Origin of the sequence: Yersinia pekkanenii (assembly GCF_001152565.1) — a bacterium.
GTDB lineage: Bacteria > Pseudomonadota > Gammaproteobacteria > Enterobacterales > Enterobacteriaceae > Yersinia > Yersinia pekkanenii.
Map to the genome: position 1 here is coordinate 1 of NZ_CQAZ01000041.1, position 21,461 is coordinate 21,461.

Sequence of the window (21,461 nt, forward strand, 5' to 3'; positions counted from 1 at the left end):
CTGCCGCTGGCAGATGTTTGCAATTGAGTGAGGACGGGTAACAGGATACTGATTGATGCCAGACAATGGCCCAACTGGCACAAACTTTCTGCTGAGAAATCCAACACATCGTTGTTGGCAAAGGTAACAAAAGTATCCCCGATAAAATTCAGCCCATGCAGCAGTCCGGCGTAACATTCCTCGCTACTGTTTGCCAGTTCCAGTGTGTCATCAGCACTCAGGTGTGACATATCCAGCTTACCGAACACCTCAGTCAATGTGGGATAAAGTCTATTGGTATCAGGCAACATGGCGCTTCTCCTGTGGTTTGCAAGAAACAAACACCAGCGAGAAACCGGCCAGCAGATTGCGGGCTTCACGCTCAGTGGGAGCCAAAACGGAGATCAGGCGCAACGGAGAAATTTCAGCCAATAATGTGTTAGAACGGGCGTTAAGGAAGGTGTAGAGCTTTGAATATGCACGTATGTTACTATTAGCGTCAGCCATAGCATTACCTCGTATAATGGTGTGGTTAGATGCCTCGGCAGTGTTAGCGCACTGTCGGGGCATTGTTGTTTTATGGTGACCACGTAATTACAATGGTCGTTACCATGAAGGCATCATAAATTAGGGTAATTACCATGTCAACACCAGAAGAGAAACGTTCACCTCAATATCAGATGCGTCTTCTAGCAGAATTTCGTGCGCAGTTAGAAGAACAAGCCCGTAAAGATGGTGATGCTTCCCTTGCGACGTGGATAAAAAGGATATTGCGTAAAGAGTTACGCGAAAGAGGCATTGAACCTAAAGGTTAGATGAGTATATACAATGTATAACTTTTGATTGTTCTCTTTGGCACTTGAGGTTATACTTTGTATAATTTCTTGCGGGGGGATAATTTTATGACTATAGCAATCAAAAAGTGGGGCAACAGTAGTGGCGTTGTTTTGCCCTCATTATTGCTGAAGAAACTAGGTGTGACCAACGGGCAACATCTTGATGCAGAAATCAAAAATGGCTCATTAATTCTGACCCCAACACAACGGCGTTACACGCTTGAAGAGTTAGTCGCACAATGTGATAAAAATGCGCCAATGATGACAGAAGAGGATGTTTGGGGTAACGACGCACCGACAGGGAATGAAATATGGTGAAGCGTAAGCAGGGATGGGATCGCGGCGATATCGTTTTAGTAGACTTTAACCCAGCAATGGGGAGTGAGCAGCGAGATGCTCGTCCAGCGCTGGTATTGACAAAAAAACTGTTTAACAATCTCGGCATGGCCCTTGTTGCCCCAATAACTCAGGGCGGTAACTATGCGCGCCATGCTGGTTTTACCGTGTCGCTGTCGGGTACAGGATGTACAATACAAGGCGTCGTTTTACTCAATCAAGTCCGAATGCTCGATCTTATGGCACGAAATGCCCGCTTTGTGGAGCAGCTTGATGAAGTCGCCGTAAATGACGCTCTGCTGAAATTTGCGACTCTCGTCGAAATTGACTAGCCAAGAAATATTGGTAGGGGTTTTATACCAATCAATTACGCGCGCATTGCGGCAACTCCGGCCAGTCAATCTCTGGCGCAGCGCTGGTGTTGATGCGCATTAGCGCGACGCGGTAATGTTTGAGTGCCGCCAATTGCTGAATATCAGTCTGTTGATTATCCATTGCAATGGCGTCGAGTAGGATGTTGATGTGATCTGATACCTGATTTATCAGTGCGGTTTTCTGTTGGCTTGCGGCGGCAATATGGCGGGCTTTTAATGCCTGTTGATCGACTTCCCAGGCGGTTCCTGTCCATATATCAAACTCATGTGTTGGCTGAATCAGTGTTTTATTGTGTGGAATCGGGCCGAGGGTAAAAATGATGGATTCATGTTTGGTTTCAATATCATACACCGTTTTATGGCGATGGTCTTCTACCGCTATCCATTGGTTAGCGGCCAAATCTCTCACCAATGCCATGCCGGTTTTAGGTTGAAAGATGGGCGCATCAGCCACCGAGTGAGCCGGTAAGCCGACGCCGAGCGGCAAGTACTCCATGCCCGCGCTAGCATATTCCAGACTCTCCGCATCATAGTGATAAAGCGTTATCCATCCCGCCTGGCTGGCGAGTTGATGGTCATCCAAGATGGCCGGTTGAACGGTAAAGTTATATTTCATTAGATTGCCCTCAAAATATAGCAAAATGAGATGTTGCGTGGACGGGTTTCGGCGGCGGTGCGCACCACGCGCGAGGCGTCAAAATCAAAGCTGCCGCAATGGGTGATGTCGGTATGGTGCGGGGTATTGTCGTTGCCGATGGCAGGGCTTTTGCCAAACGCGCCGCTGAAATTGCTTTCAGGTGCACTGCCCATGCTTTCTGATACCCCATTGATACCGCCGGTGATATGAGGCGGCGTTGGGTATTGATATAGATTTCCAGTCGGGCCTGCGCGGCGGCACTGCGGGTGTGGGCTTCATAGGCTCCGGTTGGTCCGGCGACACTCAGCGCTTCAAAAGCTTGCGGGATACGCAGGCGGAAATCCGCGTCAGATTCCATCACCGCCACCACCGGCGGAATGGCGTCATTATTGGCCGGTATGGCGACCAGGCGACTGACGTTATTATTGGCCCCCAACTGATCCAGATCACTGCCATTGGCATAGGCCACCATCACCGCCTGTGCGGCTTCGTTAACCCGTTGGCGCAATACCAGCTCGCGATAGGTGCTTTCCTGCAATAACGTGGTGATCGGTTCTGATTCGAGGGTCAGCGTTTGCATGACGGCTCCTTGTTCTCAACCGGATACAGGGCGATAAACGCCGCCTTTCTCTCTGAAAGCAGGGTTTCATAATCCAGCGATTCGACCACCAAAGGCGCAGGTCACTGGGACAGGTCAATCACGTTCATGCATCACCCCCAACGGGAATAGCCAGATTAAAGGTGTCAGCCAGGTCGGTGCGGTGGCCCTGAAGCTCCAGCGTCATTTTCCCCGCCTGCGGTTGTGCCAATATCACGCGCGTGAGTACCACGCGCGGCTCCCATCGCATAATGGCGCTGTACGCCGCCGTGGTCATGGTCATCAATCACCGCCGTAGCTATTCCAGTGACAGCCAGGTGGCTGGTTTCAGGTTCGTACTCAAAACGGGCACCATCGGGAAAGGTGATCACCATGGCGTCAGGCGATTGTGACGGGGCGGGTTTGGCGTCAGAAAAGATGGCAGGCAGCACAAAGCCGGTGGTGAGTTCACCGCCGATACTCAGCACCATAACTTGCTCCCCCACTGACGGCGCAGACCAAAAACGCACCCGACCGGCACGCAGGGTTAACCAATTAAGCCAATCGGTTTCAAGGTTGCCTATCTTGACCCGGCACAATCCGTTAGCAAGACTGACGTCGGAAACGATGCCAATACGGATAATGTTAGCCAACAGGCGTTTAAGACCAGCAGTAAGGATATTCATGCGGCCAGTATGCCGCCTACGGGCGCGTGGGGCATGGCACAAGAAATTAATGGATTCAATAAATGTGATAGCCTTTATTTACAGCCTAAAAGGCTAATAGGGGTGTGAACAATCGTGCATTCTGTCATTCGGCAGGTGAAAATAATGATTAAATCCTGTAATGTTTAATAGTTACACTATTTAAATTATTAAAGGGATTTTCAAAATGGCTAACTCTATTTATTTAACGTTGCAAGGTGCGAAACAAGGTTTAATATCTGCTGGCTGCGGTTCATTAGATTCTATTGGCAATAAGTCGCAATCAACACATCAGGATCAGATCTTTGTTTATGCATTGCAACATATGATATCTCGTGTTCAAAACTCCCATCATCATCCGATAGTTTTTAGAAACCCATTGATAAATCATCGCCTTTGCTGGGTATTTCTATCTCTGAAAATGAAAGCCTTGAGTGTCTTTTCGATTTTTATCGAACGAACAGTGAGGGTTCTCAGGAGAAGTATTACACCATCAAACTGACTAATGCAGCACTGACTAATATCCATATTGATTATCCTCATTCATCGACTCATGCCGGTATGCAACCGGAAGAACATGTATCAGTTCGTTATGAAAGCATTATCTGGCAGCACCATGTCGCTGGAACGTCAGGTTATAGCATTTGGAATGACCGCGTTTTATAAGGGTTATCTTATGGATGAGATTAATGCTATATCTACCAAAATAGTAGACTCTTTTGAGCCTAAAAGTATTCCTGACAGTATATTCTCTGGAATAATGTCAGTTCCGGAAGATATGTATTATCTGGCATATGGATTTCTGGATACCAAGAATAGAAGCGAAAACGGTAATGATTATTATCGACTAGCGACCTTCATAAAAGAGGGTGATATCGATAGTGCAATAGTGAATTTGGTAGAGGCTATTGCCAGAGACTTTATTGAGACGCTTCCAGAAGATAAGAAAGACGCGTTGTTAAATAGTATCTATGCAAAAATTGGTGCGCGTTTTGCTACCACAACAACGCTCATGTATTTGTTAACTTCGCAGATGAATAGATCAATAGCGAGATACCCTAAGTTAAAAGCGTCTTTGGGCATTCTTCGTGGTGCGGCAATCAATTCGATATTGACTATTGGTGCATTGGCTCACCGCTCAACTTATGATTCCAGAGAGTTGAGAGAGAAAAATCCAAGCTTGTATCGGCGGTTACGTTCTATGGGTGATCTGGATATATTGTATTTTTTAATCAAAGATTATGTGTCTGGCTACGTTGATGCGAGCAGTATGCAAGAGCAGGGACGAGATGAAGATTACAGGAGGGTTATAGATAATGTCATCAACCAGCTCAACAGTTAAAAAAATCATAGTCGGTTTTTTATATTATCTTTCTTACATGGTGGCTAATGCTATTGCGTTAGTTGCGTTAATATTAATGGTCGCATCATTTTTCTATTTTGATCGTTGGTACATTGCCATATTAGCTTGTATCGGTATTTTTGGCGTTTACCATTTTATATTGTATTTGTTCCCGCAAAAACCAGATTAATGGCTATTTAGCTATTTAGCTATCCACTCCAACGCCAGATCCCCAATCCATTCACTGTCGCCGTCAGTAAAGCCGAGTAACTGGCGGCGCTCGTATTTGACCGTTGGCCCGTTCTTTGTGACTTTATCGCACAAGCCGTAGTGATGCACCCGCACCAGATTATTGACCTTACCGCTAAAGGTGACGGCGGCCTCATCGGCGTTGGATTCGCTTTTAATAAAACGGGCGGTGCGCAGTTGGGTAAACATCTTGCGCTTGATACGGTCTTGCTTATCGCGGCGTTTTTTCTTGCGGGCAACAAAGGGTGATCCGTCCGGGTTCTGCTGCGCCTGAATGTGCTTTTGCTGGCGCTGGCGTAGCTCTTTGGAGACTTGACGCATAAATGCACCGCGTGCCTGTGGGGATAATTGCGCCAGTAAGATGGATAATATTTGGTCTAACTCATGCAGGTCATTCATGCCGCCCACTCCGCCACGGTTTTACCATCAACATTCACTTTGTAGCTTTTGACAAAATGCTCCGGCGGTATAGGCAATAAGGTGACTTACCTCGATACAAAAAATAGCAAGAATAGAACAGTCCCTATATCGCATGAATTATGCGAGCAACTAACCGATGGAATTAAAACCGGGCCGTTGTTTAAGTCTTTAAATTATCCCTATGTAAGAACTTGCATCAAAGAAGTTGCTCCGGGTCTACCCGCAGGGCAGGCCGTTCATGTTTTGCGCCATACTTTCGCCAGTCATTTTATGATGAATGGTGGCAATATATTGGCACTTCAGAAGATTTTAGGGCATTCAAATATTTTACAAACAATGACGTACGCACACTTTGCGCCTGATTACTTAGAAGATGCAGTGAGATTTAACCCCCTTGAGACTTAAAGGAGATTGATACCTATGCCGAATAAAATTGAGGTTCCACTGGAAGGTTTATATGTTTCCTCCCTCCCAGCAGGAGAACGCATTGTTGTTACAGAAGTAACCGTGGTTGACGATGATGAGGATGAGGAAGGTGATGAGGTTTTTTTCCTCGTCACGTTCGTTGAAGAAGGTGATGAAGACGACATGTCAGCGCCAGGGTTTGAACTTAATCCTGAAGAGTGGCAGCAATTTGTTAAGGAGAAAAAATTGACCTTTGTTGGGTAAGTAAGTGATCCACAAATTGACCAAATCACCCACGCTACACCCATTTTAAGCACGCAGTGACAGGTATCTAACTTGTTGATATTACTGTAACTGCTTGTTTTTGTTAGGTGGTGAATGGCGGCGAAAGCCTCCCTTTTTTTATTTCAAATAACGCCACTCCGCCTCTAGCTGGCTGGTCTGAAAATCAAACCAGCCTGAATTATTCAGATGCATACCTTATGTCTATTTGGGGACTTTCAGACGCCATCCAGTGATGGAATAATTGTTGCATCTGAACCCGTAATGCCCGTATATGACGCTTGGTGCCGCTGAAGTTTATCGGCTAATTCTGAAAGAAAAGTATGTAAGGTGACAAGATGACTCGATATTTAAACAAAGACACTAAAGTGTGTATTTCTCTGGCCGCCCGGCCGAGCAACTTTGGCACTCGTTTTCATAACTTTTTGTATGACGCGTTAGACCTCGATTATCTGTATAAGGCTTTTACCACTACCGACCTTGCCGCCGCGATTGGCGGGGTGCGCGCGCTGGGGTTCCGTGGTTGTGCTATTTCAATGCCATTTAAAGAAGCGGTCATCCCCATGGCGGATGAGCTGGATCCATCAGCTAAAGCGATTAATTCGGTTAATACCTTGGTGAATACTGATGGTTACCTAAAGGCGTACAACACCGACTATATCGCTATCGCCAAATTGCTACAGGCCCATCAGGTACCGACAGATAAGGTTTTTGCTTTACGTGGCAGTGGCGGGATGGCGAAGGCGGTGGTTTTTGCATTGAAAAATGCCGGTTTTAAGCAGGGTTTTATTATTGCGACCAATGAAAAGACCGGTAAGCAGTTAGCTGAGCAATCGGGCTATTGCTATCAGCCTGACATGCAAGGCGTTCAAGCCGACATGTTAATCAATGCAACACCCGTGGGGATGTCGGGGAGTAAGGATGCAGGTAGCCTGGCTTTCACTGAAGCTGAAATTAATCATGCCGACATTATTTTCGATGTGGTGGCGCTGCCCGCCATCACCCCACTGATAAGCTATGCCACAGCACAACAGAAGACGGTAATTACCGGTGGCGAAGTGTTTGCTATTCAGGCGGTTGAGCAATTTGTGCTGTATACCGGTATCCGTCCCGAGCAGGCGTTGTTTGAGAAAGCAGCTGCTTATGCACGAGGCTGATGATTGAGGTTGAAATCAATAGAAATAGTCGCTCATACTACGCATTCTCCATTTTATCATGACAAAGGAAATGCGTTATGGCCGAAGAAACTATTTTCAGCAAAATCATCCGCCGTGAAATCCCTGCTGATGTGGTTTATCAGGATGAGTTGGTGACGGCATTCCGTGATATTGCCCCACAGGCACCTACCCATATCTTAATCATTCCTAATATTCTTATTCCAACTGTGAATGATGTCACTGCAGAGCATGAAGCAACATTGGGCCGCATGATCACGGTGGCGGCTAAACTTGCAGAGCAAGAAGGGATTGCAGAAGATGGCTATCGCCTGATCATCAACTGTAATAAGCATGCTGGTCAGGTGGTCTATCATATTCATATGCATTTGGTCGGTGGCCGTGACTTGGGTTCATTGTTGTCACATAAATAACCTGTTGTCACATAAATAACCTGTTATTACAACGTCAACTCATTGTTATATAATAAATTTTTTGTTAAATAAAGAGTTGGCTACATAATAATTGAGTTTAACTGAGGTAAGCCTATGCGCCGTTTGAGGGCGTCTTTATTACCGGTGATCACCTTCACTTGTGGCGTAGCCTTGCTGGGATGCAGCAACCCCAAAGGGATTGCTGTCAATAAACAGCAAACCGTGGTGATGGACTCATCGGTACTGACGGCGGGCATTTTGGCTTCCCAGCCAGCTATATCCACATCTTCTGATAATAATGTTGCGCGTTCGGTTATCACTAATGGTCACAATAAACCGGTGAAAATCAACTATCGTTTTTATTGGTATGATGCTCAGGGCTTGGATGTGCTTCCACGGGAAGCCCCGCGCTCAGTCGTTATCGCGCCAGGCGACGAAGTAGACATTCAGTCAGTTAATAATAATTTTAATGTGCGCAGTGCGCGCCTTCACTTATTTTTATAACATACCCGTCATCTTTCAAATTACAGGTGCGTTGGCTACGTTCAATTACCCGAATCACTTACTTGTGTAAGCTCATCGGGATTCATTCGCTGGCCGCCTTCCTGCATTTTGAAATCTATTGGGTATAGATTGATTTTATAACCGATTGATTTTCACAATTGGATTATTGGAGTAGAGCAATGAAAAGGTATTTATTTGTGGTTGTGGCAGCGTTAGTGCTGACCGGCTGTCCTTCCCGGACACCTGTTGTGCCATCCACACCGCCAGCGACCATTGAACCGGTAATCCCCCCCGTCATTGAGACACCTCCGCCGGTAGACACGGTGCCACAACCGCCGAAAGTGCAATCTACCGATTGGGCTGCCAGCGTAGAGCCGTTGGTGGCGAAGATGGTGGGTAGCAACGACGTGGCGACGGGCAGTATATTGTTGCTGGACAGTGTTAAAAATAACACTAATGGGGCGTTGCAAACGGCGAAAGCTACCACAGCATTGCATCAGGTACTGTCATCAAATAAAAAGTTTGTCTTGATCTCGCCGCAGCAATTGGCCGTCGCTAAGCAAACGCTAGGGCTATCGGAAGAAGATAGTCTGGGATCGCGCAGTAAAGCGATTGGTCTGGCCCGTTATGTCGGCGCTCAATATGTGCTGTACAGCAATGTCAGCGGTGATGTGAAATCACCGACGATTGAAATGCAATTGATGCAGGCACAAACCGGCGAAATCATCTGGTCAGGTAATGGCCCAGTCCAGCGCTGATCCTTCCCTATTTGCGCTGATTGCCAGCATAAACCCGGCGATAAAAATCGCCGGTTGTCATATTAGTCCGGTATCTGGTTTGACCGGTGAAAGCTGGCGCATTTCTCACTCGTCAAACACTGGTCCGAATATTGACTGGCTGGCACGCGAGCAATCGATGCAAAAAAGTCAGTTGGGCGTGAACCGGCGGCGGGAGAGAAAACTGCTGCGCCATGTGGCGGGTAGCCACTTGTCACCGGGCATTATCGCCGCAGATCAGCACTGGCTGGTGGTTAACTGGCTTGAAGGTGACGTTGTCACTGACGCGCAATTCATTGAATTATCAAGTAATGGTCGCTTAGCGCAGCTATTGTCCCGCTTGCATCATCTGCCAGCCAGTGGCTATCGTTTCGACCTGCGCGCTCAGTTAATCCGTTATGGGCAACTGATTGACCCGACACGCGGCTCGCCAGCCTGGTTACGGCTCCAGCGGCGTTTTTTGCGCAGGCCGCTACCACAGGTGCTAAAACTGGCCCCTTTGCATATGGATATCCACCCCGGCAACCTGTTAACCACTGCCACGGGGCTGAAACTCATTGATTGGGAATATGCCGCCGATGGCGATATTGCTCTGGATATTGCGGCCTTGTTCCGAGGTAATCATTGGTCAGCGTCGCAGCAACAGGTGTTTTTACAGCACTATTGCTGCAGTGAGCAAGGTTATCATGATATTAAACGGCTATCCCGCCAGATACAGCGCTGGCTTCCGTGGATCGATTACCTGATGTTGATGTGGTTTGAACTACGCTGGCGGCAAACGGGGGATGCTACGTTTTTGCGATGGGGCGCACCATTGCGTCAGCGGTTTAATTTACCATTTTGATGTTATTGAAAGAGAGGTTGTTGTGGGTCCAGTGATGTTAGACGTCGCCAGCTATGAGCTGGATGCTGAAGAACGTGAGATTTTAAAACATCCGCTGGTCGGCGGCTTGATTTTGTTCAGTCGTAATTTCCATGATGCAGAGCAGTTACGGGAATTAGTTCGTCAAATCAGGCAAGCATCCCATGAGCGGCTGGTGGTCGCGGTCGATCAAGAAGGGGGCCGGGTGCAGCGTTTTCGTGACGGTTTTACCCGCTTGCCTGCGGCCCAGTCGTTTGCCGCCATCAATGATGTGGCTACGGCGGCTAAGTTGGCGCAAGAAGCCGGTTGGCTGATGGCAGCAGAAATGATTGCGATGGATATCGATATCAGTTTTGCGCCGGTATTGGATATTGGTCATGTTAGCGCCGCTATTGGTGAGCGTTCTTTCCACAGTGACCCGCAGCAGGCACTGGATATGGCGGAGTGCTTTATCCGTGGGATGCACAGTGCCGGTATGAAGACCACGGGTAAACATTTCCCAGGACATGGTGCGGTGACGGCAGATTCACACAAAGAAACGCCGCGTGATAATCGTCCACTGGCAGAAATCCGTACTCATGATATGGTTATATTTCGTGAGCTGATTGCGCGGCGGCTATTAGATGCCATCATGCCTGCTCACGTGATTTATACTGAGGCTGATCCGCGCCCGGCCAGTGGTTCGGCTTATTGGCTGCAGCAGATATTACGGCAGGAGTTAGGCTTCGATGGCATTATTTTTTCAGATGACTTATCGATGGAAGGTGCGGCTATCATGGGCAGTTATGCCGAGCGTGGGCAGACTTCTCTGGACGCCGGTTGCGATATGATTCTGGTATGTAATAACCGTCAAGGCGCGATAAGTGTGTTAGATAACCTGTCTCCGGTCAAAGCAGACCAACTGACGCGCTTGTATCATTCTGGTCAGTTTGAACGCAAGGCGCTGATGGCTTCATCGCGTTGGCAGCAGGCTAATAAGGTATTAACCGCACTCAGCGAACGTTGGGATGCCCATAAAAATCTACTGGGATAGGTTTTATACCCTAAATAATTCGAGTTGCAGCGGCCTCGCAGAGGCGAGGCTCATGGAGGGGCCGAGTAACGTGCGTAGCCAACGTTCATGCAGCTTGAAGTATGACGGATATAAGTCGCGAGGATAAATATGATCGTCTATTTGCATGGTTTTGATTCCAATAGCCCCGGCAATCACGAGAAAGTTTTGCAACTGCAATTTATCGATCCGGAGGTGCGTTTTATCAGTTACAGCACTTTGCATCCCCGTCATGATATGCAGCATTTATTGAAAGAGGTGGATAAAGCCATCCAGCAGGGCGGTGATGCCAAGTCACTGATTTGTGGTGTTGGTTTAGGGGGGTTTTGGGCGGAGCGCATTGGTTTCCTGTGCGGGATCCGTCAGGTCGCTTTCAACCCCAATCTTTACCCGCAGGATAATATGACCGGCAAAATTGACCGGCCGGAAGAGTACGTAGATATTGCCAGTAAGTGTATTAATGGCTTCCGCGAGAAAAACCGCGATCGTTGCCTGGTGGTGCTATCTCGTCATGATGAAATGCTCGATAGCAAGCTGACGGCTGCTGACTTACATCCTTATTATGAAATTGTCTGGGATGAAAAACAAAACCATAAGTTTAAGGATCTCTCACCTCATCTTCAGCGTATCAAGGCGTTTAAAACCCTGGGTTAACGTGACGCGATGGCGGCGTTTAAAACCCGTGGTTTGTTAACTGGGGGTTAATGGTCAAGCTCATCACTATTGGCTACCTGGCTTGAAAAAGGGCCTTTGTGTCCTTTCTTCACGCTGTTTTTATGGCTAAAACGGCTAAAATAGCATTTCTCCGCACGGCAAATAGAAAAATCCCAAACTGTGACTTGACGCTAACTATTTGAATCTTATTCCAGAAAAAAAACCTATGCTGCCACTTTAATCAAAAAAAATTGATATATATCAAATTTGGTATGACCAAATAACCCTGCATGATATTCTGGCGACAGATTATTGATTTAGCATCAGCGAACCCTATGTTATCTAAGGATATTATTTATTTACCTTTAGCTAACAATAGGTTCACATTTAGGGGGTCATTTTGACAACGCCGAAGAAAAAAATCGTTATTATTGGTGGTGGTGCTGGCGGCCTTGAGCTGGCAACAAGTCTGGGTCATAAACTGGGCCGCAGTAAGAAAGCTGAGATAGTGCTTGTCGATCGCAACCACAGTCATCTGTGGAAACCGTTGCTACACGAAGTGGCTACCGGCTCTCTGGATGATGGTGTTGATGCATTGAGCTATCTGGCTCATGCCCGTAACCACGGTTTTAATTTCCAGTTGGGTTCCCTAACTGACATTAACCGTGAAAGCAAAACGCTCCGTTTGGCTGAGATTTGCGACGAACACGGCGATGTGTTGGTGACGAAACGTGAATTGACCTATGACATTCTGGTCATGGCGCTCGGCAGTACCTCTAATGATTTCGGTACGCCGGGGGTGAAAGATAACTGTATCTTCCTGGATAACCCGCATCAGGCGCACCGTTTCCATAATGAAATGCTCAACCTGTTCCTGAAGTATTCGGCACAACCGGGTGAAAAGGGCAAAGTTAACATCGCGATAGTGGGCGGTGGGGCCACGGGGGTGGAACTGTCTGCCGAACTGCACAATGCGGTGAAACAGCTACACAGCTACGGTTTTGAGGGCCTGGACAATCAGGCGCTGAATGTGACGCTGGTAGAAGCCGGTGAACGTATTCTGCCTGCCTTGCCGCCGCGTATTTCGGCGGCTGCGCATCAGGAATTGATCAAGCTCGGTGTGCGGGTATTGACTAAAACCATGGTGACCAGTGCTGATAAAAATGGTCTGAATACCAAAGATGGCGAGTACATTAACGCTGATTTAATGGTTTGGGCGGCGGGTATCAAAGCGCCGGACTTTATGAAAGATATCGCTGGGCTGGAAACCAACCGTATTAACCAACTGGTGGTTGAACCAACACTGCAAACTACCCGTGACCCGAATATCTTTGCTATCGGTGATTGCGCCTCTTGCCCACAGCCAAATGGGGGTTTTGTCCCACCGCGCGCGCAGTCAGCACATCAGATGGCCAGCCGTTGCTACAGCAATATTTTGGCATTGCTCAATGAGCAGCCTTTGAAACCCTACATTTATAAAGACCACGGTTCACTGGTTTCACTGTCGAAATTCAGTACCGTCGGTAGCCTGATGGGTAACCTGATGCGCGGTTCAATGATGATAGAAGGGCGTGTTGCTCGCGTGGTGTATATCTCGTTGTATCGTATGCATCAGGTAGCATTACACGGTTATACCAAAACCGGCCTGATGATGCTGGTCGGTGGAATTAATCGGGTTATTCGCCCACGGCTCAAACTCCACTAATTATCCTTCGTCCTTGGCGCTACAGGGTTGTTAGCTGCGCGCACTTACCCGAATCACTGACAAGGGTCAGCTCATCGGGGTACATTTGCTGGCTGCCTACCTGTAACGCCAATGACTTTGGCGAATGTTTAGAGTTTTAAATTTGCCGCTGCCAGTTAATTATGGCGGCGGTTTCTGGCTGTTGATAAAGTCGAATGAAGGGGGATCGTGCCGTTGGGGTCGTAGCGACGTAAGTCGCCGGAGCGCCCCTAGGTGCGGTAAACCCGTCCTCACTGAGTGATAAGCGGCGTTGTTATCAACCTCACAACTGCGCACGTATTGCTAACGCCACCCGCACGTAATGTTAAATTTTCAGCATAAAATTCCACAGTAATAAACCCCATAGTCGGATTCCTCCTAAACACACTTATTCACATCTATTTTCTAGGTATTTAGTCCATTTGTCTTATTGCTAGCTCGAAGTCCTTTGTGCAGACTCCTCTGTGTTTACAAACGGCGAATCACGCACGCCGTATTTCAGTCATCAGAGGTAACCCTCGATGTCGGAGACTGTCAGATTTTCTGTTTTTACATTGGAATTCTGCGACTACGATGCGTGGTAACACTTTCAGGAGGATTTGCTGTGAACAAATCAATGTTAGCAGGTGTGGGTATCGGTATTGCGGCCGCTCTGGGAATTGCCGCTGTCGCGAGTATGAATGTATTCTCCGGCGCACCGCAATATGCACAAGTTATTGCTGTGACGCCGATTAAAGAGACGATCAAAACGCCTCGCAAGGAATGTCGCGATGTAACGGTCACTCGCCGTAAACCGGTGCAGGACGAGAATCGGATTGCCGGCTCAGTATTAGGTGCGGTTGCTGGTGGGGTTCTGGGGCATCAGGTAGGAGGGGGGCGTGGTAAAGATATTGCCACCGTTGCTGGTGCACTGGCAGGGGGTTATGCCGGTAACCGCGTGCAAAGTAATATGCAGGAAAATGATACCGATACTACCACCCAACAGCGTTGCCAAACCGTTTACGACAAGTCACAGAAAATGCTGGGATATGACGTAACCTACAAAATTGGCGATCAACAGGGAAAAATTCGTATGGAACGTGATCCAGGTACGCAGATTCCGATCGATAAAAATGGTCAACTGATACTGAACGACCGAGCATAATACCAAATCTGTTGTCCAAGACTGAGTACCAAGAACCCGCGCTCTAGTGTTAATTCTGATCGCTTAAACAGAAAGTGTTTTTGCCGCCAACCCGGCAAAATATTTAAGCGAGTGGCATTAGCATTAACGCGGGTTTCTCCTTGATGGGAACCCGCGTTAATTATTGGTTCAGGCCACACGATGTTGAGCAAATGCCGCCAGCAGTTCACTGACAAACTTCAGCCGTTGCGTTCTGTCAGTTAAATCCTGCATAAACTTCAGCTTGGTTGGCCCTTCCAATCGGTATATTTGCGGCTGGCGTTGTAACAATCCAATCAGATAGACCGGGTCGACTTTATTCTTCTCGCTAAATTCGATAAAGCCGCCGCGCTCATTGCCTTCAATACGCTTGATACCCAATTTCTGAGCCTGTTGGCGTAATTCGGCAGTATGTAACAGGTAGCGGGCCGGATCCGGTAGCTTGCCAAAGCGATCAATTAACTCCACTTTTAATTCATCGAGTTCCGTCTCATTACGTGCGCTGGCAATGCGCTTATAGAATGAAAGCCGGATATTCACATCTGGAATGAAATCGTCCGGCAACAAAACCGGCATGCGCATTTCAATTTCAGCCTGATTGCTGGTCAAGTCTTCCAGTGACGGCTCTCTGCCTTCTTTCAGGGCATCAACTGCGCTCTCCAGTAGCTCCATATACAGTGAGAAACCGATGGTGCTCATTTGGCCACTTTGGTCTTCGCCTAATAGCTCGCCAGCACCGCGAATTTCCAGATCATGGGTTGCCAGAGCAAAACCAGCACCAAGGTCTTCTAATGATGCAATCGCCTCAAGCCGCTTTTTGGCATCGGTAGTCATGGCTTTCGGATTTGGTGTGAGCAGGTAGGCATAGGCTTGATGATGCGATCGCCCGACCCGGCCACGCAATTGGTGTAGCTGCGCCAGGCCAAAATGATCAGCACGCTCGATGATGATGGTATTGGCGCTGGGAATATCAATCCCCGTTTCTATAATTGTGGTGCAAACCAAGACGTTAAAGCGCTGGTGATGGAAATCATTCATCACTCGCTCCAGATCCCGCTCACGCATCTGGCCGTGGCCAATGGCAATTCGTGCCTCGGGGACCAGTTCAGCCAGCCGTTGGGTGGCTTTTTCGATATTTTCCACGTCGTTATACAGGTAATAAACCTGCCCACCGCGTAGAATTTCACGCAGAATCGCTTCCCGTACTACCAGGCTGTCGTATTCGCGCACAAAGGTTTTCACTGCCAGGCGGCGCGCAGGTGGTGTGGCAATAATAGATAAGTCACGCATGCCGCTCATCGCCATATTCAGGGTGCGCGGGATCGGTGTCGCCGTCAGGGTCAGGATATCGACATCGGCGCGCATCGCCTTGATGCGTTCTTTATGACGCACGCCGAAACGATGCTCTTCATCAACAATCAGCAAGCCAAGATCGTGCCAACGCAGGTCACTTTGCAGCAATTTGTGGGTGCCAATAATAATATCGACCTTGCCTTCAGCCGCTTGCTGCATAATCACTTGCTGCTCTTTGGCACTGCGGAAACGGGACATCATTTCAATCCGCACCGGCCAGGTGGCAAAACGATCACGGAAGTTGTCAAAATGCTGTTGGGCGAGCAGGGTGGTCGGTACTAATACCGCGACTTGCTTATTATTGGCAACAGCGAGGAACGCGGCCCGCATCGCCACTTCGGTTTTACCGAAACCGACATCGCCGCACACCAGACGATCCATCGCCAGAGGTTGGCACATATCACTGAGAACCGCGTTGATTGCCTGTTCCTGATCCGGTGTGGTTTCAAAGGGGAAACTTTGGCAGAACAACTGATATTGCTCGCGATCATGCTTGAATTTAAAGCCGGACGTGGCCGCGCGCTGGGCATAGATATCCAGCAGTTCGGCGGCCACATCCCGTACTTTTTCAGCGGCTTTCTGTCGCGCCCGGCTCCAGGCATCGCCGCCCAATTTATGCAGCGGAGCATGGTCATCTGCGCCACCGGAATAGCGGCTAATCAGATGCAATGATGAAACCGGCACATACAGCTTATCCTCACCGGCGTAGGTCAATATCAGGTATTCGGCCTTGATACCGCCGGTTTCCAGCGTGGTTAAGCCCAAGTAGCGGCCCACACCATGTTCCAGATGCACCACGGGTTGGCCGGGGCGCAGCTCTGCCAGGTTACGGATCAGCGTATCGGTATTGATGGTACGCCGGTTATCTTGCCGACGGCGGCTAACGCGCTCACCCAGTAAGTCACTTTCACAAATCAGTGCTAACTGTTTATCAGTATCCAGGAAACCACGTTCGGAGGCACCGATCATCATATAATGACCGGGAGCCTTGGCTTGAGATAGCTGGGTTATCAGGGTAGGGCTGATCTTGATCCGTGCCAGCAGGTCTTGCAGCGTTTCGCGGCGGCCTTCACTTTCTACCGAGAACACCACGCTGCCGCTGAATGTTTCGATGAATCGGCGCAGATTATCCAGCGGTGCTTTTTGCTGCGCTTGAACCGCCACATCAGGTAGAGCCTGATAATGTAAATTAGTATTCGCGGCTTTAGCGGGGAGTGCATCGGTCTTAAATTGGACTCGCGGCCACTCTTTTAGCTCATTGAACAGCGAATCGACCCGTAACCACAGTGTTTCGGGAGCCAGCAAGGGGCGCATTGGATCAACACGACGACTGTCGAAACGCTGGTTAACATCTAACCAGAAACGCTCTGCCGAGCTTTCCAAATCACCGGTATTCACCAGTAAGGTATTTTTAGGTAAATAGCTAAAAAGTGTGGGCAATGACTGGCTGAAAAATAGCGGTTGCCAGTATTCAATACCGGCAGGCCAGATGCCTTTACTGACTTGCTGATAAATATGTTCAGGATCACGGCGGACGTCGAACTGCTCACGCCATTGGCTGCGGAATAACTCGATCGCGGCCTTATCTATCGGGAATTCATGGGCGGGCAGTAAGTTTATCTGCTCAACCTCAGACAATGTACGCTGTGAATCAACATCAAATACGCGCAAACTGTCAATGTCATCATCAAAGAAATCAATCCGATACGGCTCTTCGCTGCCCATCGGATATAAGTCCAGCAGTGCACCACGGGTGGCAAACTCACCGTGTTCCATAACCTGATCAACACTACGGTATCCTGCCTGCTCAAGTTGAGCGCGCAGCTTATCTCGTGACAGGTGCTGGCCTTTTTTCATTACCAACGCGTGGCCATGCAGGAATTCGTGTGGGCATACCCGCTGCATCAACGTATTAATCGGGAGAATAATAACGCCGCGTTCCATGGTCGGAAGATGGTACAAGCAAGAAAGGCGGGCCGAAATAATATCCTGATGTGGCGAGAAACTGTCGTAAGGCAGTGTTTCCCAGTCAGATAGGGTGTTCACCGGTTGCGGCGAGAATTGTTGGATCTCATCGCGCAGACGTAGGGCCGTTTGCATGTCAGGTGTAATTAACATTACCGGGCCATCATGGCGCTCAATGATTTCCGCGCATTCGACCGCGCAGGCTGAGCCGGTCAACTGGCCTAATTGACGGGTATCGCCACGTTGCTGCGGCAATGAATAACGATGTTGTTGGGACATAAGCAGTTAAACGGTCTCTTAAAGTTTATAGTTAACCCATGTTGTCGTTCAGCAAGACAGTTTCAGTATCAATACAACAGGTGATAAATTATCTCGGCGGTTATCCTAGCACGGGAGGGGGCATAGCCACAGATTGGTGCTCTGATTTTCAATAAAAGCCGGAGATATAGGCGGTTAATGGTTCCATAAAGCGGTAGTACCCTTTATTATCCTCGATCACTTTGCTTTAGCAACAGGATCTAAACAGATTTCATGTATCAACCTGTCGCATTATTTATTGGCCTGCGTTATATGCGTGGGCGTGCATCTGACCGTTTCGGTCGGTTTGTGTCGTGGCTTTCTACCATTGGCATCACGCTGGGTGTGATGGCGTTGATCACCGTGTTATCTGTGATGAATGGTTTTGAGCGTGATTTGCAGAATAATATTTTGGGGCTGATGCCACAGGCGCTGATTACCACGCCGCAAGGCTCTCTTGACCCGAATAAGATCCCTGCTTCAGCACTGAAATCACTGACCGGCGTTACCGATATTGTGCCATTGACCACTGCGGATGTGGTGTTACAGAGTGCGCGCAATCTGGCCGCAGGTGTGATGTTGGGGGTTGACCCAACGCAGCATGAGCCACTGGCAAATTATTTGGTTAATGTGCAACTGAAGGATTTACAGCCCGGCAGTTACAATATGATCCTCGGTGAAAAACTTGCGGGTCAGTTGGGGGTTAAACGTGGTGAAACTCTGCGTTTGATGGTGCCGAGTGCCAGTCAGTTCACCCCTATGGGGCGCATTCCCAGTCAGCGTTTGTTTAATATTATCGGGACATTTGCTGCTGACAGTGAAGTCGATAGTTATCAAATGCTGGTTAATCAGCAGGATGCATCGCGCCTGATGCGTTATCCGATCGGTAATATTACCGGTTGGCGCTTATTCCTTTCACAACCGCTGTCCGTCGATAGCCTAAGTCAACAGACCTTACCGGAGGGTACGGTATGGAAAGATTGGCGCGATCGGAAAGGCGAGCTGTTCCAAGCTGTGCGTATGGAAAAGAACATGATGGGGTTGTTGCTTAGCCTGATTATTGCGGTTGCGGCCTTTAATATCATTACCTCGCTGGGCTTGCTGGTGATGGAGAAGCAGGGCGAGGTGGCTATTTTGCAAACCCAAGGGTTAAGTCGCCGCCAAATCATGCTGGTATTTATGGTACAGGGCGCGACCGCCGGAGTGATTGGTGCATTGCTTGGTGCCGGATTGGGTATTTTACTCGCCAGTCAATTGAATACTATCATCCCGATCCTGGGTTTACTGATCGATGGTGCCACCCTGCCGGTGGAGATTAATCCAGTCCAGGTGACGGTGATTGCCCTGTTGGCGATGGTAATTGCTTTGCTGTCCACGCTTTACCCTTCCTGGCGCGCCGCCGCCGCACAACCTGCCGAGGCTTTACGCTATGAGTAATCATCCTTTATTACAGTGTTTAAACCTGTGCAAACGCTATCAGGAAGGCCAACTGCATACCGATGTGTTGCAAAATGTGTCGTTCACTATCGAATCCGGCGAGTTGATGGCGATTGTTGGCAGCTCTGGTTCAGGCAAAAGTACTTTATTACATCTGTTAGGCGGCTTGGATTCTCCTACCTCCGGTGAAGTGATTTATCAAGGCCGCTCGCTGAGCCAGCTTTCTTCCACTGCGAAAGCCGAATTACGTAACCGTGAATTAGGTTTCATCTATCAGTTTCACCATTTGCTTCCTGATTTTACTGCCTTGGAAAATGTCGCAATGCCGCTGCTCATTGGTGGTGCCAAACCGGCGGAGGCGCAGGACAAAGCCCGTGCAATGCTGGCAGCGGTAGGGCTTGAGAAGCGCAGCAAACATCGTCCGTCCGAGTTATCCGGCGGTGAGCGCCAGCGTGTCGCCATCGCACGTTCGCTGGTGAATAATCCGTCACTGGTTTTGGCTGATGAGCCAACCGGTAATCTGGATCAGCGCAATGCCGACAGCATCTTTAATCTGCTGGGTGAATTGAATGTCCGGCAGGGTACGGCGTTTCTGGTGGTCACCCACGATTTGCAATTAGCAAAACGGATGAGTCGGCAACTTGAAATGCGTGATGGTCAGTTGCAGCAACACTTGCGGTTTGCGGAGGCGGATTAATGGGTGTTTCGCCACTTTCACTGTTAATTGGTTTGCGCTTCAGCCGTGGCCGTCGCCGTGGCGGTATGGTGTCGTTAATTTCGGTGATTTCCACCTTGGGTATTGCCTTAGGGGTCGCAGTATTGATCGTCGGCTTAAGTGCAATGAACGGCTTCGAACGTGAGCTGAAAAACCGTATTTTGGCGGTAGTGCCGCACGGTGAGATTGCGGTAGTTAATCAGCCGTTTAGTGGCTGGCCACAAACCCTACAACGGATTGAAAAAGTGCCCGGTATTGTGGCTGCGGCACCTTATATCAATTTTACGGGCTTGATTGAAAACGCCACCCAATTGCGCGCAGTACAGGTTAAAGGTGTTGATCCCGAGGCTGAGCAACGCCTCAGCGCATTACCTGGTTTCGTGCTTGACCACGCGTGGGATAACTTCAAAGCGGGTCAGCAGCAGATTATTTTAGGGAAAGGTCTGGCCGATGCTTTGGGTGTGAAGCAGGGATCATGGCTGACCGTGATGATCCCCAATAGTGATCCTGAGATGAAGTTGCTGCAACCCAAGCGCATTCGCTTGCAGGTCGCCGGAATTTTTCAACTGAGTGGCCAGTTGGATCACAGCCTGGCATTAGTGCCATTGACTGATGCGCAGCAATATCTTGATATGGGTGACAGTGTCACTGGTATAGCCATCAAAGTCGATGATGTTTACAACGCTAACAAGTTAGTCCGTAGCGCGGGTGAAGTGAGTAATGCCTATGTCTATATTAGTAGTTGGATTGCTACCTATGGATATATGTACCGCGATATCCAGATGATCCGCACTATCATGTACTTAGCTATGGTATTAGTGATAGGAGTGGCCAGTTTTAATATTGTCTCCACACTGGTCATGGCAGTTAAAGATAAAAGTAGCGATATTGCGGTGTTACGCACATTAGGGGCCAAAGATGGCTTGATCCGCGCAATATTTATCTGGTATGGCTTACTGGCAGGGCTTATCGGCAGTATTAGCGGTGCGGTGGTGGGGGTGATTATTTCTCTGCAACTGACCACGATTATCCGTGGGCTGGAAAAACTTATTGGTCATCAATTTTTGTCGGGTGATATCTATTTTATCGATTTTCTGCCGTCAGAATTGCACTGGTTTGATGTGGCTTGTGTGCTGGCAACTGCGTTGGTGTTGAGCTTAATGGCGAGTTGGTATCCTGCTCGTCGCGCCAGTCGTATTGATCCAGCGCGGGTATTGAGCGGGCAATAAGGAT

24 protein-coding genes and 3 pseudogenes are annotated in these 21,461 nt (G+C 48.6%); 20 read left to right on the plus strand and 7 right to left on the minus strand.

What is annotated here, in order from left to right; translation table 11 throughout:
- The coding region (locus AEP37_RS17690) for a PH domain-containing protein (protein WP_049614619.1) at positions 1 to 290 on the minus strand (290 nt) is incomplete at its 3' end.
- The gene (locus AEP37_RS17695; RefSeq protein ID WP_042661392.1) at positions 280 to 486 is read right to left on the minus strand and encodes a host cell division inhibitor Icd-like protein; all 207 of its coding nucleotides are present in this window, start codon (positions 484 to 486) and stop codon (positions 280 to 282) included. The genes AEP37_RS17695 and AEP37_RS17690, both read right to left, overlap by 11 nt.
- A gap of 134 nt (positions 487 to 620) precedes the next feature.
- On the opposite strand from AEP37_RS17695, the gene AEP37_RS26600 reads away from it, so the two are divergent.
- The 3 genes from AEP37_RS26600 to AEP37_RS17705 all read left to right on the plus strand — a co-directional run bounded on the left by AEP37_RS26600 (position 621) and on the right by AEP37_RS17705 (position 1,483).
- Positions 621 to 794, plus strand: a complete 174-nt coding sequence (locus AEP37_RS26600; protein ID WP_004705581.1) for a hypothetical protein — start codon at positions 621 to 623, stop codon at positions 792 to 794.
- An 87-nt stretch (positions 795 to 881) separates the two neighbouring features.
- Entirely contained in the window at positions 882 to 1,133 is a 252-nt protein-coding gene (locus AEP37_RS17700) for an AbrB/MazE/SpoVT family DNA-binding domain-containing protein (RefSeq protein ID WP_049614586.1), read from the plus strand.
- Entirely contained in the window at positions 1,127 to 1,483 is a 357-nt protein-coding gene (locus AEP37_RS17705) for a type II toxin-antitoxin system ChpB family toxin (protein ID WP_049614587.1), read from the plus strand. The genes AEP37_RS17700 and AEP37_RS17705 overlap by 7 nt, the downstream gene beginning before the upstream one ends.
- 31 nt (positions 1,484 to 1,514) lie before the next feature.
- Here the strand turns inward: AEP37_RS17705 and AEP37_RS17710 are convergent, their stop codons facing one another.
- The 3 genes and pseudogenes from AEP37_RS17710 to AEP37_RS26200 form a co-directional block, all read right to left on the minus strand.
- Positions 1,515 to 2,141, minus strand: coding sequence for a tail fiber assembly protein (locus AEP37_RS17710; protein ID WP_049614588.1), 627 nt, complete (start codon positions 2,139 to 2,141; stop codon positions 1,515 to 1,517).
- A 277-nt stretch (positions 2,142 to 2,418) separates the two neighbouring features.
- Positions 2,419 to 2,834 (minus strand): annotated as a pseudogene (locus tag AEP37_RS17715) (baseplate assembly protein); the annotation flags it as partial.
- 72 nt (positions 2,835 to 2,906) lie between these two features.
- Complete coding sequence (locus AEP37_RS26200) at positions 2,907 to 3,425, minus strand: phage baseplate assembly protein V (protein ID WP_235801359.1); 519 nt, start codon at positions 3,423 to 3,425, stop codon at positions 2,907 to 2,909.
- 205 nt (positions 3,426 to 3,630) lie between these two features.
- Between AEP37_RS26200 and AEP37_RS25135 the strand changes: the two are divergent.
- From AEP37_RS25135 to AEP37_RS17730, 3 genes and pseudogenes are all read left to right on the plus strand, one after another.
- A pseudogene (locus AEP37_RS25135) lies at positions 3,631 to 4,109 on the plus strand (Hcp family type VI secretion system effector).
- A complete protein-coding gene (locus AEP37_RS17725; protein WP_156168657.1) occupies positions 4,060 to 4,785 on the plus strand; it encodes a hypothetical protein in 726 nt (241 codons plus the stop codon). Before AEP37_RS25135 ends, AEP37_RS17725 begins: the two are co-directional and overlap by 50 nt.
- Positions 4,760 to 4,975, plus strand: coding sequence for a hypothetical protein (locus AEP37_RS17730; RefSeq protein WP_012413675.1), 216 nt, complete (start codon positions 4,760 to 4,762; stop codon positions 4,973 to 4,975). The genes AEP37_RS17725 and AEP37_RS17730 overlap by 26 nt, the downstream gene beginning before the upstream one ends.
- An 11-nt stretch (positions 4,976 to 4,986) precedes the next feature.
- Here AEP37_RS17730 and AEP37_RS17735 read toward each other — a convergent pair whose 3' ends face one another.
- Positions 4,987 to 5,433, minus strand: coding sequence for a phage virion morphogenesis protein (locus AEP37_RS17735; protein ID WP_049614590.1), 447 nt, complete (start codon positions 5,431 to 5,433; stop codon positions 4,987 to 4,989).
- A 69-nt stretch (positions 5,434 to 5,502) separates the two neighbouring features.
- Here AEP37_RS17735 and AEP37_RS17740 point away from each other — a divergent pair.
- The 11 genes and pseudogenes from AEP37_RS17740 to AEP37_RS17790 all read left to right on the plus strand — a co-directional run.
- A pseudogene (locus AEP37_RS17740) lies at positions 5,503 to 5,859 on the plus strand (tyrosine-type recombinase/integrase); the annotation flags it as partial.
- Between the two features lie 15 nt (positions 5,860 to 5,874).
- Positions 5,875 to 6,123, plus strand: coding sequence for a hypothetical protein (locus tag AEP37_RS17745; RefSeq protein ID WP_049614591.1), 249 nt, complete (start codon positions 5,875 to 5,877; stop codon positions 6,121 to 6,123).
- 356 nt (positions 6,124 to 6,479) lie between these two features.
- Positions 6,480 to 7,298, plus strand: coding sequence for a shikimate 5-dehydrogenase (locus AEP37_RS17750; protein WP_049614592.1), 819 nt, complete (start codon positions 6,480 to 6,482; stop codon positions 7,296 to 7,298).
- A 77-nt stretch (positions 7,299 to 7,375) separates the two neighbouring features.
- Positions 7,376 to 7,729 (plus strand): purine nucleoside phosphoramidase, encoded by a 354-nt coding sequence (gene hinT, locus AEP37_RS17755; protein WP_004389760.1) that lies wholly within the window; start codon positions 7,376 to 7,378, stop codon positions 7,727 to 7,729.
- A gap of 114 nt (positions 7,730 to 7,843) precedes the next feature.
- The gene (locus AEP37_RS17760; protein WP_049614593.1) at positions 7,844 to 8,233 is read left to right on the plus strand and encodes a YcfL family protein; all 390 of its coding nucleotides are present in this window, start codon (positions 7,844 to 7,846) and stop codon (positions 8,231 to 8,233) included.
- 179 nt (positions 8,234 to 8,412) lie between these two features.
- Positions 8,413 to 8,991 (plus strand): penicillin-binding protein activator LpoB, encoded by a 579-nt coding sequence (gene lpoB, locus AEP37_RS17765; RefSeq protein WP_049614594.1) that lies wholly within the window; start codon positions 8,413 to 8,415, stop codon positions 8,989 to 8,991.
- Complete coding sequence (thiK, locus tag AEP37_RS17770; protein WP_049614595.1) at positions 8,972 to 9,853, plus strand: thiamine kinase; 882 nt, start codon at positions 8,972 to 8,974, stop codon at positions 9,851 to 9,853. Before lpoB ends, thiK begins: the two co-directional genes overlap by 20 nt.
- Positions 9,854 to 9,875: 22 nt before the next feature.
- Entirely contained in the window at positions 9,876 to 10,904 is a 1,029-nt protein-coding gene (gene nagZ / locus AEP37_RS17775; protein WP_049614596.1) for a beta-N-acetylhexosaminidase, read from the plus strand.
- Positions 10,905 to 11,033: 129 nt separating this feature from the next.
- On the plus strand, positions 11,034 to 11,576 hold the full coding sequence (ycfP, locus tag AEP37_RS17780; RefSeq protein WP_049614597.1) for an alpha/beta hydrolase YcfP: 543 nt from the start codon (positions 11,034 to 11,036) through the stop codon (positions 11,574 to 11,576).
- 400 nt (positions 11,577 to 11,976) lie between these two features.
- Positions 11,977 to 13,281: an NAD(P)/FAD-dependent oxidoreductase gene (locus tag AEP37_RS17785; RefSeq protein WP_049614598.1), complete on the plus strand. Its 1,305-nt coding sequence runs from the start codon at positions 11,977 to 11,979 to the stop codon at positions 13,279 to 13,281.
- 622 nt (positions 13,282 to 13,903) lie between these two features.
- Positions 13,904 to 14,443, plus strand: coding sequence for a glycine zipper 2TM domain-containing protein (locus AEP37_RS17790; RefSeq protein ID WP_049614599.1), 540 nt, complete (start codon positions 13,904 to 13,906; stop codon positions 14,441 to 14,443).
- A 168-nt stretch (positions 14,444 to 14,611) separates the two neighbouring features.
- On the opposite strand, the gene mfd is transcribed toward AEP37_RS17790, so the two are convergent.
- Positions 14,612 to 18,058, minus strand: coding sequence for a transcription-repair coupling factor (gene mfd, locus AEP37_RS17795; protein ID WP_049614600.1), 3,447 nt, complete (start codon positions 18,056 to 18,058; stop codon positions 14,612 to 14,614).
- A 252-nt stretch (positions 18,059 to 18,310) separates the two neighbouring features.
- Here mfd and lolC point away from each other — a divergent pair, with 252 nt between their 5' ends.
- The 3 genes from lolC to lolE are packed head-to-tail and all read left to right on the plus strand — an operon-like array spanning position 18,311 to position 21,457.
- On the plus strand, positions 18,311 to 19,513 hold the full coding sequence (lolC, locus tag AEP37_RS17800; protein WP_049614601.1) for a lipoprotein-releasing ABC transporter permease subunit LolC: 1,203 nt from the start codon (positions 18,311 to 18,313) through the stop codon (positions 19,511 to 19,513).
- Positions 19,506 to 20,210, plus strand: coding sequence for a lipoprotein-releasing ABC transporter ATP-binding protein LolD (gene lolD / locus AEP37_RS17805; protein ID WP_049614602.1), 705 nt, complete (start codon positions 19,506 to 19,508; stop codon positions 20,208 to 20,210). Before lolC ends, lolD begins: the two co-directional genes overlap by 8 nt.
- Entirely contained in the window at positions 20,210 to 21,457 is a 1,248-nt protein-coding gene (gene lolE, locus AEP37_RS17810) for a lipoprotein-releasing ABC transporter permease subunit LolE (RefSeq protein WP_049614603.1), read from the plus strand. The genes lolD and lolE overlap by 1 nt, the downstream gene beginning before the upstream one ends.
- Positions 21,458 to 21,461: the final 4 nt, after the last annotated feature.